At 45.3% G+C, this 14321-nt stretch carries 13 protein-coding genes; 12 read left to right on the forward strand and 1 reads right to left on the reverse strand.

Going from position 1 to position 14321, the window contains the following annotated elements; genetic code table 11:
- Positions 1-201: 201 nt before the first annotated feature.
- Positions 202-726 carry a DUF3231 family protein gene (locus SBI19_RS21990; protein WP_317971668.1) on the forward strand — a complete coding sequence of 175 codons (525 nt, stop codon included), beginning with the start codon at positions 202-204 and terminating at the stop codon, positions 724-726.
- Positions 727-779: 53 nt separating this feature from the next.
- Here SBI19_RS21990 and SBI19_RS21995 read toward each other — a convergent pair whose 3' ends face one another.
- The gene (locus tag SBI19_RS21995; protein WP_317971669.1) at positions 780-1289 is read right to left on the reverse strand and encodes a DUF3231 family protein; all 510 of its coding nucleotides are present in this window, start codon (positions 1287-1289) and stop codon (positions 780-782) included.
- Between the two features lie 167 nt (positions 1290-1456).
- On the opposite strand from SBI19_RS21995, the gene SBI19_RS22000 reads away from it, so the two are divergent.
- From SBI19_RS22000 to trhO, 11 genes are all read left to right on the forward strand, one after another.
- Entirely contained in the window at positions 1457-1789 is a 333-nt protein-coding gene (locus SBI19_RS22000; protein ID WP_317971670.1) for a winged helix-turn-helix transcriptional regulator, read from the forward strand.
- 232 nt (positions 1790-2021) lie between these two features.
- Positions 2022-2753, forward strand: coding sequence for an NAD(P)-dependent oxidoreductase (locus SBI19_RS22005; RefSeq protein WP_317971671.1), 732 nt, complete (start codon positions 2022-2024; stop codon positions 2751-2753).
- A 1-nt stretch (position 2754) separates the two neighbouring features.
- Positions 2755-3207, forward strand: coding sequence for a DUF2269 family protein (locus SBI19_RS22010; protein ID WP_317971672.1), 453 nt, complete (start codon positions 2755-2757; stop codon positions 3205-3207).
- 290 nt (positions 3208-3497) lie between these two features.
- Positions 3498-5879, forward strand: coding sequence for a GH36-type glycosyl hydrolase domain-containing protein (locus SBI19_RS22015; protein ID WP_317971673.1), 2382 nt, complete (start codon positions 3498-3500; stop codon positions 5877-5879).
- Positions 5880-6289: 410 nt separating this feature from the next.
- A complete protein-coding gene (locus SBI19_RS22020; RefSeq protein ID WP_317971674.1) occupies positions 6290-6841 on the forward strand; it encodes a VanZ family protein in 552 nt (183 codons plus the stop codon).
- Positions 6842-7064: 223 nt separating this feature from the next.
- Positions 7065-8375 carry an MFS transporter gene (locus tag SBI19_RS22025; protein WP_317971675.1) on the forward strand — a complete coding sequence of 437 codons (1311 nt, stop codon included), beginning with the start codon at positions 7065-7067 and terminating at the stop codon, positions 8373-8375.
- 169 nt (positions 8376-8544) lie between these two features.
- On the forward strand, positions 8545-9978 hold the full coding sequence (locus SBI19_RS22030) for a PAS domain S-box protein (protein WP_317971676.1): 1434 nt from the start codon (positions 8545-8547) through the stop codon (positions 9976-9978).
- 70 nt (positions 9979-10048) lie between these two features.
- On the forward strand, positions 10049-10231 hold the full coding sequence (locus SBI19_RS22035; RefSeq protein WP_317971677.1) for a YjfB family protein: 183 nt from the start codon (positions 10049-10051) through the stop codon (positions 10229-10231).
- Between the two features lie 380 nt (positions 10232-10611).
- Positions 10612-10785 (forward strand): competence pheromone ComX, encoded by a 174-nt coding sequence (gene comX / locus SBI19_RS22040; protein WP_317971678.1) that lies wholly within the window; start codon positions 10612-10614, stop codon positions 10783-10785.
- A gap of 64 nt (positions 10786-10849) precedes the next feature.
- Positions 10850-13240 carry a sensor histidine kinase gene (locus SBI19_RS22045; RefSeq protein ID WP_317971679.1) on the forward strand — a complete coding sequence of 797 codons (2391 nt, stop codon included), beginning with the start codon at positions 10850-10852 and terminating at the stop codon, positions 13238-13240.
- A gap of 189 nt (positions 13241-13429) precedes the next feature.
- Positions 13430-14314 (forward strand): oxygen-dependent tRNA uridine(34) hydroxylase TrhO, encoded by an 885-nt coding sequence (gene trhO / locus SBI19_RS22050; RefSeq protein WP_317971680.1) that lies wholly within the window; start codon positions 13430-13432, stop codon positions 14312-14314.
- Positions 14315-14321 lie beyond the last annotated feature (7 nt).

Raw genomic sequence — 14321 nt, forward strand, 5'->3', positions numbered from 1 at the left:
ACGATTAAACACAAAGAGAAACCCAGCGTTTTGAAAAAAAACGTGGGTTTCTCTACAATCTGAAAGCCGCTATATGCGGCTTTTTTCGTTTTGTACACCAAGTTTCCTCAGCAGGATATTCGCGCTGGCCATGGATATATTATATGTGTTCTCGGCGGTTATCCGAGCACGAATCCATACCCTCGAAGGAGCGATCTCAGCATGGGCGTTTTAAGCGGTAATCCTAAAGATGAGCCATTGCATTATGGCGAGATTTTCGCAATTTGGCAGGCATCGACGACGGCAAAAGGCTGCGTGTCCTCTTACGGCGCTTTAAAATTCCACACGGGGGATAAGGATCTCCGCGCAATCATGGAAGACGTTGTTCGACAGGCACAATTGGAGATTAACGAACTGGATGAGATTCTGATCGCCAACGGCATTGCGCCGACTCCCAAATTGCCGGAACGTCCGGAAGCGAAGCTGGAGGAGATACCGGTCGGAGCAAGGTTCGCCGATCAGGAGATTGCGCCGATGGTAGCGGCAGATCTGGCAGCCGGCCTTGTCGCCGCCAGCACAGCAATGGGAATGTCGATTCGAGAGGACGTCGGGGCCTTATTCGGCAAATATCACACGACCAAGGCCGCTCTCGGCGTACAAATTCAGCGTCTTAGCAAAGAGAAAGGCTGGCTGATACCGCCGCCTCTTCAAATCAAACGCCCGGAAGCCATCGGCGCCGGCGTTTAACGATCAACAACAAGAAGGCAGTCCCGTGGAGTGACGGGCTGCTTTTTATATCGTTAGTGTTCCGGCCGTTGTATCTGAAGTGGAGGAGGCACGATCCAGCCCTTCTCTTTGCTTAATGACAGCGCGGTTGCATTCGATGCAAGAATTAAAGCATAGTATTTCGAGAATAATAAGCCGACATCGATCCGAATCGAACTTCCGGTAATTTGACTGCACGCTACCATACCAGCAGCTAGATCCTTAGCGACTCCGACCATAATTTCCACATCCGAGAAACGAGCTCCGATTGGAATCTCCTCCAGACTTACGCTTGGGCGTTCCGGTAAGGAAGGAGGGGGCATTATGCCATTATGAACAAGCAGTTCGTCACATTCTGCAGCCGCTTGACGCGCTTGTTTAATGAGATTGTTCAATAACCGCTTTAAATCATGATCACCTGCATGCGATAAGTAGAGCTGGTAAGTGGAAATGGACGATTTCTCTGTCGCGGAATACATCCATATATGATAAATCTCCCCGTAATGCAACGGTTCGTCTTTCGGATTGCCATTCAGAATTCCCATTTCATTGCTCCTCTAAAGTAACCTAAGATAGCCACAGTATAGCCTCATGCAGCCGTTTGTAGACTCAACAGTATTCAGCGATTGACTTGATTGCAGGGCTAATGTAAGATTTTGTTATCTTAATAAGAGGGAGTGCACTTCCTCAAGAGTAAGGGGATGATTCATCCATGATTCATCTGCGTGAATGTCCGATTGAGTCGCTCATTCATGTTTTAAGCGGCAAATGGAAGCCCATGATATTATGGCATTTGATTGAATCCGCAAAGCGATACAACGAACTGGAGAAACTTATACCTGATGTATCACAAAAAATGCTTTCACAACATCTCCGAGATTTGGAACAAGAAGGCATCGTCGAACGAACAGTCTATTCTACCATCCCTCCCAAAGTGGAATACTCGCTAAGTGAATACGGCAGAACATTGATTCCTGTAGCAGAAGTTATGTGTGCTTGGGGAGAAAGTCATAATAAGCGAAAATATGAAGAATCCGCATCATAAAGCTGGTTCAATGAACTTGTACACTTAAACCATTCACTCCATACCAAAGCTGCCATGGAATTCCGGGCAGTTTTTTTGTTTTCTCTACAGTTGACAGCCGAAGTCCACATATGAATTGATGCTTACTTTTAAGTAAGTACCCTACATTAAAGTGGGTTCTTAACATCATTTTGAAGCGATGCTAAGCTTGAGTTAACCAGATATTGGGGAGCATTCAAGAGGAGGAACAATAATGAAAATTATCATTTTCGGAGCAACGGGGAACACAGGGAAAAGATTGCTGGCACATGGGATAACTATGGGGTATGAAATGACTGCATTTGTACGTAATTCCGAGAAACTTTATGGTCAACTTGGCGATTTATCGGCAAAGCATGTAAAGGTAATTGTAGAAAGTATGATGGATCCCATCAGCGTCAGAGAGGCGCTGGCGCATCAAGACGCTGCAATAATTGCAGCCGGCCATGCGGGTCAAGGAGAAGAGTTCGTTCATATCGTCGATAACATTATAAGCCAATGCGAATCCCAACCTAGTTTCTCTGGGCGCGTATGGATAATGGGAGGGGCTGGCCTACTGCATATCCCATACACTAATTTTATCGGAAACAATCTGCCTGGCTTCCCGCCTGAGTTTAGAAATCATAATCGGAATTTCGAAAGACTACGGCAGACTCGGCTCGATTGGTCCATTATGTGTCCGGGCACAATGATCGAATCGAGAGAGAACCCAGAACAGGTCCATCTACATGTAACAACGGAAACCTTGCCCATTCAAATGTCAGAGACGATCAAAGAATATTCCGAGGCAGAATTAGCAGGTCATTTATACAGCCGACTTCATGAGCTGAATGTTACTTATGACGATGTTGCAAAATGTATGTTGAACCATATCAATCTCGGAGGAGCGTTCCATAGAAAGAGAGTTGGTCTAGCCTATCACATAGAGGAGAAGGGGGATAACTAGTTTGTTTGGATTACTGCTCGTATTACACATATTAGCCTCGATCGCTATCATCGGCCCCACATTCATGATGCCCCTCATTCGTAGGTTCGCAAGAAACCTTGACCAGCTGCTCTTTTCTTTAGAACTAACGACCAAGCTTGCCATAATAACTAAAGTTGGCGGGACCATTCTGATAATAACGGGGATTTGGCTTATGTTCATAACCAGAATGGGAATAACCCAAATGTGGTTGAATGTATCAATCCTATTATCACTGCTCACGGTCGTCATGCTAGACGGATGGATCGAGCCGCGAATGAAAAAGATCACAAAGCTCATTTCTGAAAGTCAAGATAAGGGGGACGAAGTGCCCGCCGAGTTCGGACTGCTAATGAAGAGGATCATACCAATCGAGACAACAGCCCAGCTTCTGATGATTACCATATTGGTGCTAATGGTCGTTAAACCCTTTTAAAGAAGGGTTGTTGGAAGCGTTAATTACATCTTGAATGTACATGTGCAGCAGAAGGGTATTTTATGAAAGAAACCGCAAAGTATGACATTCCTGTCATGCAACCTGCGGTTTTTTTATATCATCGTCCACATGCTAGAGAATCCCCAGTAACCTAATATGAAACAAAAACATATGGATAAACCAAAATGCTGCATAGTTCTTACTTGCTTGTTCTGGTAAAATGAACACGCGTTAGTAAACGATTATGATAAGTCTTATTAATAGGCTTGAATAGGATGGAGGCCATTCCAATGATTAAAGCATCTGAAGACAATGAATATTACGTCCTTACAAGTCCTACGATCCTGCCCAAGGCATCGGGATTTCTATGGAACGAGAAGATGATGATTCAATTGAATTGCCGCGGCTACGCGACTTCGCAGTTTATGCAGCCTGAGCCCGCGAAATATTCCCATGGACCGAATATGGAAGCAAAATCGTTTATGCAGCCGGAGCAGCCTTATTACGCTCATCATCCAGGCCGGTTCGTTTATGTAAAAGACGAAACAAATGGCCAGCTGTTCTCGGCGCCTTATGAACCGGTGCGTGCGCATGCTGATCGATATACGTTTGCAGTAGGCAAACATCGGATCGTGTGGAACACGGAGAGCAACGGTGTGGCTGTCGAGATGAGCTTAAGCCTGCCCACAGAGGATGCGATTGAGATGTGGCGCGTGAAGGTCAAGAACGTTTCGGAGAGTAAACGTAAGCTCAGCGTCTACCCGTATTTTACAGTCGGTTACATGTCGTGGATGAATCAATCCGCTGAGTACAACGAAGACTTGCAGGCATTGGTTTGCTCCTCGGTTACGCCGTATCAGAAGTATAAAGAGTACGACAAGATCAAATTGCTGAAGGACAAAACGTATCTTCTTGCGGATCGGAAGCCATATGCTTGGGAAGCAAGCCAGGAAACATTCGAAGGGGATGGCGGGCTTACTCGGCCGAGCGCGATCGAGAACGAGACTTTGAGTAACGGAGACGCTCGTTACGAAATGCCGCTTGCGGTGCTGCAGTACCGTATGGAACTGGAACCTGGTGAAGAGAGCGAATATCGTTTCCTATTCGGACCCGCCAAGGACGAAGAAGAGATCGCACAGATCCGCCAGACTTATTTCACACAAACCGACGCCACTGGCGAAAACGGTTTCGAAAAAGCGGAACGAGAATACGCGGACTATGTAGGCGAAGGCAAAGGAAATCTCGAGATCCGCACGCCGGACGCCGATTTCGATAATATGATCAATCACTGGCTCCCACGGCAAATGTATTATCATGGCAAAACGAACCGGCTTACGACTGATCCTCAGACACGAAATTACTTACAAGACCATATGGGCATGAGCTACATCAAGCCTCAGATCGCCAGAGAGTCTTTCCTTACGGCACTAAGTCAACAAAATGCGGACGGCGGCATGCCGGACGGCATTCTTCTGCACGAAGATGCTGAACTGAAGTACATCAACCAAGTTCCGCACTCGGACCATAACGTGTGGCTGCCTATTTGCATTAGCGCTTATTTGGACGAGACGAACGATTATTCACTGCTGGACGAGAAGGTTCCTTTTGCAGACAGCGAGGAATTGGTGACCGTATCGGAACATATCGACCGAGCGATGCGATATCTGATGACAGACCGTGACGAACGCGGGCTGAACTATATTCATCAAGGCGACTGGTGCGATCCTATGAATATGGTAGGCGTCCGAGGCAAAGGCGTTTCCGGCTGGTTGACGATCGCAACTGCGTATACCTTCAATGTTTGGGCGAATATTTGTGAGGCCGGCGGACGTATCGAAGCGGCTCAATCGTTCCGACTGGCGGCAGAAGAAACGAATGCTGTGGTCAATCAACATTTGTGGGATGGCGATTGGTATATACGTGGCATTACGGACGATAACGTGGCGTTCGGGGTCAAGGAAGACAAGGAAGGCCGCATCTTTATCAATCCGCAAGGCTGGGCGCTGTTAAGCGGCGCTGCAGATATGGAGAAGAAAGAGAAGCTTATCCGATCCGTTGAGGAGCAATTGGAAACTCCGTACGGCGTGGAGAAACTGGCTCCTTCCTACACGGCTATGCGCGAGGATGTAGGACGGGTTACACAGAAGCATCCTGGTTCGGCGGAGAACGGAGCGGTGTATAACCATGCGGCAGCTTTCTATATCTTCGGACTTTATGCAGCGGGCGAACAGCAGGATAACGCCTATCGTCTGCTTCGCAAAATGATTCCTGGACCGAATCAGGAAGATATCGTTCGCCGGGGCCAATTGCCTGTCTATATCCCGAATTATTATCGCGGAGCTTATCATCAGTTCCCGCGCACCGCTGGACGATCCAGCCATCTGTTCAATACGGGTACGGTAGCGTGGGTTTACCGCTGCTTGATCGACGGTCTATTCGGCTTGCAGGGAAGCCCGTCCGGACTTCGGATCAAGCCTCAGCTTCCTACGGAATGGCAAGAAGCTTCCGTGAAGCGTGAGTTTAGAGGTGCGAAGTTCAATATCGAGATGAAGCGTGTTGCCGGTGTGCAGGCGACAGAAGTATATGTTAACGGCGAGCTTATCGAATCAGGCGTACTGGAACATCTGCAGCCAGGCGCTGAATACGAGGTTTTGGTCAAATTGCCACAGTAATAGAGCCAACCTAATTAATTTATGAACCTGATGTGGCCCAATATATCAAAGAAAAGCTGAACCTTGAAGTTGATATACTAGTAGATGGCGCCAACAAGGGGAATTACTTGGCATATAGTCCTAGTGACGGCAAGGAATACGAATACGATTCCGAAACCGGAGATCTATACGACGGCAGTGCCGGAAACAAGATCGATAACATTGGTGTCATCAAAGACTCAGAATGAACAGGAGATTCAAGGATATACCAAAAACCCTCCACGCCAACGGAGGGTTTTTGGCATGCCCATCAACTTCCTCACGCCCCATTCTGTTCTTTTGTGTTGGCATTTTTGCTCGAAATCGTAGCCATCCTAATTGGTGTAGGTGTATGATGACATTGGAGGTTTACAATATACAAAGGAGATCTTATGAATAAACGAGAACAAATTCAATCAGTCTTGTTATATGGCGTTTTCATTTGTTATATATTTTTGTTATTGAAAATATTGTTCTTATCGAGAGTTTCGATTGCAGAACTATTTGATAGCCATAGGACGTTCGTTAGGTCAATCAATTTAATTCCTTTTCGTAGCATTAGTGAATTCCTGTCAGGCAGCTCTGCTAATTTAGCAAGGTTTGCTTTTGGGAACGTGGTAGGCAATATTCTTATTTTTATTCCTATTGGCGTATACTTGTCCGTTTTAAAGAGCAATAAAAGAGTGCTTACTAATCTGAGTATGATACTTGTAATGACTTTATTGGTTGAAATCATACAGGGACTAGCGGGCATTGGAACAGCAGATATTGATGATATTCTTCTGAATAGCTTAGGTGGATGGATTGGTATTCTGGTGTATAAATTGTTGCTATTCACATTGCGAGAGGAGAAGAAAGTACATACTGTAATCACCGTGCTATCCGTTATCATAGGGATGCCTATTATTTATTATTTCATCTTTATGATAAAAATGAGATTCTAACTATCTTAAGCTAGATCGACAGGTCTTTTCCTGTCGGTCTATTTTTTTGCGCATGCGCAATATGGAGATCGACTGTTTCGCCGGCTCGACCATGTCGAATAGATAGAAGGTACGGCGCATATGAGTCACATATAGCGATCATAACAGCTGTTGCTTAGGACTACCTGCTTCTTACATAACCTAAGAATTGCGTTGCACGCAAACGAGAAGGGTTGGAAAGCGAATGCGCAATCGATTTCTCAACACACCGGCAGCTTATGCGCTTGGCATGTTCGCCATGATGGTGCCGAGTCAAGCATTCCTATCCTACTTCAACTACTATTACGTGGAAAAACTCGGACTAGGCCTTGGGTTAGCTACTATCGCACGTACGATCTACTTGTTCTGGGACGCGGTCAACAATCCGATGGCAGGCTATCTGTCAGATCGAACCAAGTCCCGATTCGGGCGCAGAAGGCCCTGGATCATGGGCTCGATTCCATTGTTTATGCTTGCTTTCATAATGGTGTTCTCGGTTCCGCATGGGCTTGAAAACACCGGGCTTTTCGTCTGGCTAGTGTTATCGATTGTATTATTCGAGGGAGCCGCAACGCTGTTATGGGTCAATTACGGCGCATTGTTCCCAGAGCTGTATCAAGGAGAGCGACTTCGCGCCAAAGCGTCTGCGGTGCAGCAAATCTATCAAATCATCGCGCTATTAATCGGTACAGCACTAACGCCAATCATCTACGGAGCGATCGGCTTCGGCTGGATGTCGGTAACCTATTCATTGCTATTCGGGCTATGTATGGTCGGGTTCGTATTATCGATTCGAGAACGGCAAGACATCAAACATCCGACCCCGATGCCGATGCTGGAAGCATTTCGCGAGACGTTGAAAAACAAACCGTTCTGGACGTTCAATATTGCCAATTCGTTCGCGCAGACGGTCAACGGACTGCTAGGCGCGCTGTTACCTTTCTATGCGAAGTATGTGCTGCGCATATCCGAACAAGACGTATCGATCTTAATGGGCGCAGTGTTCGTTTCGGTAATACCGCTCGTCGCAGCATGGTATTATATTTCGCGCAAACTTGGCGGACTCACAAGCTGGCGGCTCGCGTTCGCCGTATACGCGCTCGCGACTGTTCCGCTCTGGTTCGCACGCAATTTGGGGGAAGGTATCGCAGCCGGCATTATCGCAGGCTTCGGCATGGCCGGATTCCTCGTCACACCTGCGCTCATAAGCAGCCGCATCATCGATCTCGACGCCGAGCGGACCGGTCAGAGAAGAGAGGGCATTTATACGGCGGTTGCCGGCTTTATTACAAGATCGAGCGGGCTCATAGCCGCGCTGGCGTTCTGGATTGTTGGCGTATTGTATGGGTATAAGAGCGGCGATGAGCCAGGACCGCATCCGGAGACCGTGTTTCGCGTGCTGATCAGCGTCGTGCCGTTGATTTTGCTCACCATTTCGTTTGTCGTGTCCCTATTCTTAAAGCTGTCGGAAGGGCGCATAAGAGGGGAGGTAACGGAAGATTCGATAGGACAATAATAGAAATCTGACTTGCGCCTGCTTGTGATCAGACTTCCTAAAGAATTGATGCCGTCAGGCGTAAGCTGAAATTATAAGATTGTAAAATTAGTTAATTTAATCCGAAAATGCTGTTATAATTCCTCATTGAGGGTAAGTAATCATTAAACAGCTTTCAATGGAGGACCAAATGTTGTCTTATTTAAATGACCATAGTCTTTTTTCACGTACATTTGAAAAGTCTCCAATTGGAATGGCTTTGGTGCTGAGTAATGGAAGAATCGTAAAAGCTAATCCGGCTTTATGCACAATGATAGGGTATACGGAAAGTGAATTCATTGATCTGCGTCTTTCATCTAAAGTCCATCCTGAAGACTCGGGAGCAGCTCTTATATCATGGCATCAATTGATACAAGGTGAAATGGATGGTTATCAGATCCAGCTAAGGTATCTTCATAAATCTGGGAGCATTGTGTGGGGTCTTCTGAATGTTACAGCAGAGAGGAATCTTCATGAGGGATATGGAGATGATCTGTTTATTGTCCAGATTGTTGATATAACCGAACAGAAAAAGAAGGAAGAAGAATTCAAGAAGATCGAGGAATTGCACAAGCTTATCTCTGAGCATTCGCAGGACGTTATTCTAAGGTTAACGCCTGACGGTATGATCTCATATTGCTCACCAGCTATCCGTAACCAACTTGGATATGAGCCGGATGAACTTATTGGGAAATACGCCTATGAATATTGGCACCCAGAGGATTTGAACGGCGGCTGGCTAAGGAAAAGTAATACGGATCCATCTGATAGCAGAATACATGTTTATCGAATTCGTCATAAGAGCGGTCACTATATTTGGCAAGAAGCACACTCTAAGAAAATAAGAAATGCAGCAGGGGAAATTCAACACGTTATCAGTATGGGCCGCGATATAACGGAACGAATACAATCCGAAGAATTGATTCGTCGATCAGAGAAACTATCCTTAGTTGGCGAGCTTGCAGCTGGAATCGCCCATGAAATTAGAAATCCATTGACTAGCTTACGAGGTTTCATGCAATTGTATATGAAAGAGGATCTTAATGGCTCTAAGAAATTACGCAATGATGTCATGCTATCCGAGATCGATCGGATCAACGAAATCGTAAGCGAGCTGCTAGTGCTGGCTAAACCTTCTAATGAGGTATCTGCGTTAAGGGACATGGTTCAAACCTTAAATCAAGTTACAAGATTATTCGAAGGACAAGCAAACCTTTATAACGTTCAAATAATCAAAGAGTTTGATGCCAATTTACCATTCATTCAGTGTCAGATCAGCATCAATCAAGTATTCATCAATATTGTGAAGAATGCCATCGAATCGATGCCTAACGGCGGAGAGTTGATCGTTCAAGCCAAGCAAATGAAGAATCATCTATACATTCGAATTCAAGATACCGGGTACGGAATTCCACAAGAAGAAATGGCGAAGATCGGAAACCCCTTCTTTACGACCAAAGAAACCGGGACGGGGTTAGGCTTAATGGTTTCCATGCGCATCATTCAGAATCATAAAGGGACGATGCGAATTGATAGCGAGGTTGGGAAGGGGACGATGGTGGAAATTATTTTGCCTATCGACTGAATTTCATATTTTCGCACATCTGTCCGATATTAAGGTTGTCTACTTATCGTTCAAGAGAGGAGTATTGAATATGGATGTTGCATCAGTATCAATGGCGATGAGTCAAGCTTCGTTATCTCAATCGGTGAGCTTACAGGTATTGTCAATGTCAAAGAATATGGCACAGCAGCAAGGACAGCAATTGACGGAAATGTTGAAGTCGGTTCCAGCTCCTCATCCCAATCTGGGCGGCAGACTGGATATATCGGTCTAGCTGATACAATGGAAGTAACCAGCGACATATGAACGTTGCCCTCTCCCGATTAAAGTTGGGAGGGGGCTTTTTGCATAGATATGGATGGCGATGCGTGTCGTTTGGGAATAGGCAGATGGATGGAGGGTTAACTGAGGTAGGCACTGTGCAGTCCTAGTGGTGGAGAATCGCGAGACAATTGCGGAGAAGAATGTAAACGCTTTACGCTAGACATAGACTCAAATACGTTTTCTTTGCATTAAATCGCAAAAAGTAGGTATTTAGTTTCAACCCGCAATCGTTTATGCGGAATACCGCAATCTGTATTGCGATGCAGCGGTATTATTACGGTGCTATACTTGGGACAAGATATACATTTTATTCTAAAGGTGGGATCGGCGATGCTTAAAGAAGTGATCGCACAATTAAAACAGAATTCTGGAATGATGGCACAGTTTAAACAAGGAAATCTAGCATTAGCGGGTATGAATTCTAGTCAGCAGCAAGCTATGCTGGACATCTTCAAAGGTCGCGAGACGGCTAAAGAGCAAGTTCGTGCCCTCTTCTGGCTGTAATAAGTTTGAAAGATAAAACCGGCTGCGATAATTCGAAGCCGGTTTTTTAAGGAGTTTTAATCCTATGATTAACATGAAATTAAGAAATTGGATGTTCTTATTTGTCACACTTCTTTTTGCAGCATGGAGCACCCTATTGTATTTTAATGTTCCGAATATGGCGGTTGAGTTAAACGAATCAGATGGCAAGTGGATTGTGTCCGCTATGGACAGAGAAGGATGGGCTGGACAGGAAGGCATTGTGCCTGGAGATATTATAACGCATGTTGATCATCAACTGGTCGAGGGGAAGAATCTAGGGGATCGTTACGGAATCAATACTGCGACGAGCATTATGGTTATGAGAGCCGGCAGCTCGATCGAATTCGATTTCTCGGACATGTCCGACAGACCGATTCAATGGGACCAATTCTTCATACCGATGGCTCTATTCGTATTGATGCTCACTTTCTCTTCCTTTATCGCCTACAAGAAGCCATATGACAGCTCGGCTTCATTATTAATCATGTTTTTAATGTCAATATCCGTAGGATATTTGGCTGCATACGGAAATACAGTCGGGAATATTCTCTCGGCTCTTGTCTTCGAACTCGCACTGACAATATCTCCCGTATTGTTTCTACATTTTCTAAGAAGTTACTTTATTAATATGGGAATTGTTTCCGTTCATAAACGAGTTGTTACGATTGGTTATGGGATGGTTATCGCGTGGAATATCTTTTATTTGATCTACGTCCTATCTGTTGACGAGAAAGCCCCGTTATCCATTGTCTATCAAGGACTTACGATATTTATGGTAGGGACTCTGCTCGCGATGTTTATTCAGGTCCGTATGTACATTAGGTACCGAAATTCATCTCAACAAGCTTTAATGAAATATATGATGATCGGGAATATCGCTTCATTTCTTCCATTCATTGGATTTACACTATTGCCGATATTTGTAACAGGTATGTCATTTGTTAATGGCGGCATTGCTGTTTTATCTTTCCTATTCCTGCCGATTACATACTTGTATTTGGTCGTCTCTAATCAACTGTTCGATATCGAATTTATTATGAGCAGGCTTCGATATTATTTGATCATGGCTTTCTTGCCGACCTTGTTGTTCCTTGGCGGATTGGAACTTGTTTTCATCGATACATCGATTCGAACCGTTGTGTGGGGACGGATGTTTCTAGTCCTTTATGTATCAAGCATTCTATTCTTGTACGTGAGGGAAGCATTGGATCGCAAGCTTCGTAACAAGGTCATTAAAGGCGCGCACCAATTCGAGCAAAGCTTGGAAAGCTTCTCGGATAGAGTCTCCGAAGTGAAGAAGGTAAGCGAGCTCGAACAATGCGTACTGAAGGAACTGCTTAGTTTGCTGCCGATTGATTCCGTCGGATTTATAGATTGCAGCAATGAGAATCAGCAGATCACGTTAAAGCGAACGCACGGAAACGTTCCATTCGAAGAGATATATTCGCAGCTGCTACATAATTGGTCGAGTGTAAGAGTCGGAAAAGAGCTGAAACTAACCAAAGGGATCTGTTATAAGATCGGGCAGGGGAGCGGCACGCAGCATTTGGTATGGATCAGCGACAAGGTCAATCATACGGAATTTAATCATGATGAGAAGATGTGGCTTCGAACGCTTATAACCCATGTTGGGTTTGTGTATCAGAACCTACAGCTCATAGAAGGGCTTGTACAGGATCTTGATCTGAAGCGAGAAGAAGCACCGCCGTGGGTGCTTCGCCTGTTGTTCCGATTGTCGGAGCAAGAAAGACGCAAGCTTGCCAGTGACCTTCATGATTCTGCCCTTCAGGATCAGCTGCTATGGTATCGGAAGCTGGAGATGATCGTGAGCGACGAAGCGGAGCTGCCTGCGACTACCCGTTCCAATTTGAATGAAATCAGTGAAGGGTTGCTCGATGTCATTCACCAGATTCGCGAAACTTGTAATGAGCTAAGGCCGCCATTCCTGCAGGAGATGGGAGCCATCCAAGCGATTGAAAATTTATGTGCCCATGCCCAATTGAATGCCAACTTCACGATTACGTTCGACCATCAAGATTTTCGCGTGGACCTAGGCGATGAACATGTGCTGGCGATCTACCGAATTACGCAAGAGCTGCTGCGCAATGGGATGAAGCATTCGAAGGCGACGCATGTCCAATTGCAGCTCTACTGTGAAGGGCGAAACATTCGTTATTGCTACAAGGATAATGGAATCGGCATTGAGATGGATCGATTACAGTTGTCATTTGACCATATGGGACTGGCCGGAATTCGAGAGAGGGTGTCTGGACTAGAAGGGGAGACGATCTTGCGAACGGCGCCAGGCAAAGGATTGGAAATCGATATCCTATTGCCCGTAGAATACAAGGATCAGGATCATGCTAATGTGAGGAGGACAAATGATAATCGTACGCGGCCGATCATGTTATTCCCGCAATCAGCAGAGATGTAAGTAAAACGTGAAATGGCTGTCACTCATGTGGCAGCCATTTTTCTATTCCAGAATCTCGATTAGATACACAGCTGGAATGAGCTTTATTTTGCTTTATTCTTATTAATTTTATATTATTAAGTATTAATGATGTTCGATTGTAACACGCATTCGGCTTCACAATTATTAACGTACAAGGAGTGCAATCACATGGAAGACCAGAAACCGTTCCGCATTTTACTTTATTATAAATATGTTGCAATCGATGAATATGAAGCTTTTGCGGCTGAACACCTTGCGTTCTGCAAGGAACTTGGGGTGAAAGGAAGAATCATAATCGCAGCTGAGGGAATCAATGGCACGCTCTCAGGAACCTGGGAGCAAACGGAAGCCTATTTGACTTATATGCATAATCATCCCTTGTTCACAGACCTTGTGTTTAAAATTGACGAAGTCGACAAGCATGCTTTCACGAAACTATTCGTCAGACCAAAGAAAGAACTCGTCACGTTAAGGTACGACACGCCATTGGATCCGAATAAAATGAGCGGCAAACGTCTCTCGCCTAAAGAATTCTACGAACAGCTTCAAAGTGAAGACATTATCATTCTTGACGGTAGGAATGGCTATGAGTACGATATGGGGCATTTCCGCAATGCGATACGCCCAGATATCGACTCTTTCCGTGAATTCCCAGAATGGATTCGTGCGAATCTTGCCGATGCTAAGGATAAGAAGGTTATTACCTATTGCACAGGCGGAATTCGATGCGAGACATTGACAGGCGTACTTCTCAACGAAGGATTTACCGATGTCGCCCAGCTTGATGGGGGTATTGTCACTTATGGCAAGGACCCTGAAGTGCAAGGCCGATTGTTTGATGGCAAAATGTACGTTTTCGACGAACGCATAGGCGTACGCGTCAATCAAACGGAAGAGGATATAACGATTGCCAAATGTCAACACTGCGGAAATCCTACAGACAACATGATCAATTGCACAGATGACTTATGCCACTCTAAGCATTTCTGCTGCGAGGATTGTCTAGATGTACATGAAGGATATTGCTCGGATTCTTGCAAACCAACGGTATAGAACAGAG

This window comes from Paenibacillus sp. CCS19, from assembly GCF_033239625.1.
In the GTDB taxonomy this organism is placed as follows: domain Bacteria; phylum Bacillota; class Bacilli; order Paenibacillales; family Paenibacillaceae; genus Paenibacillus_T.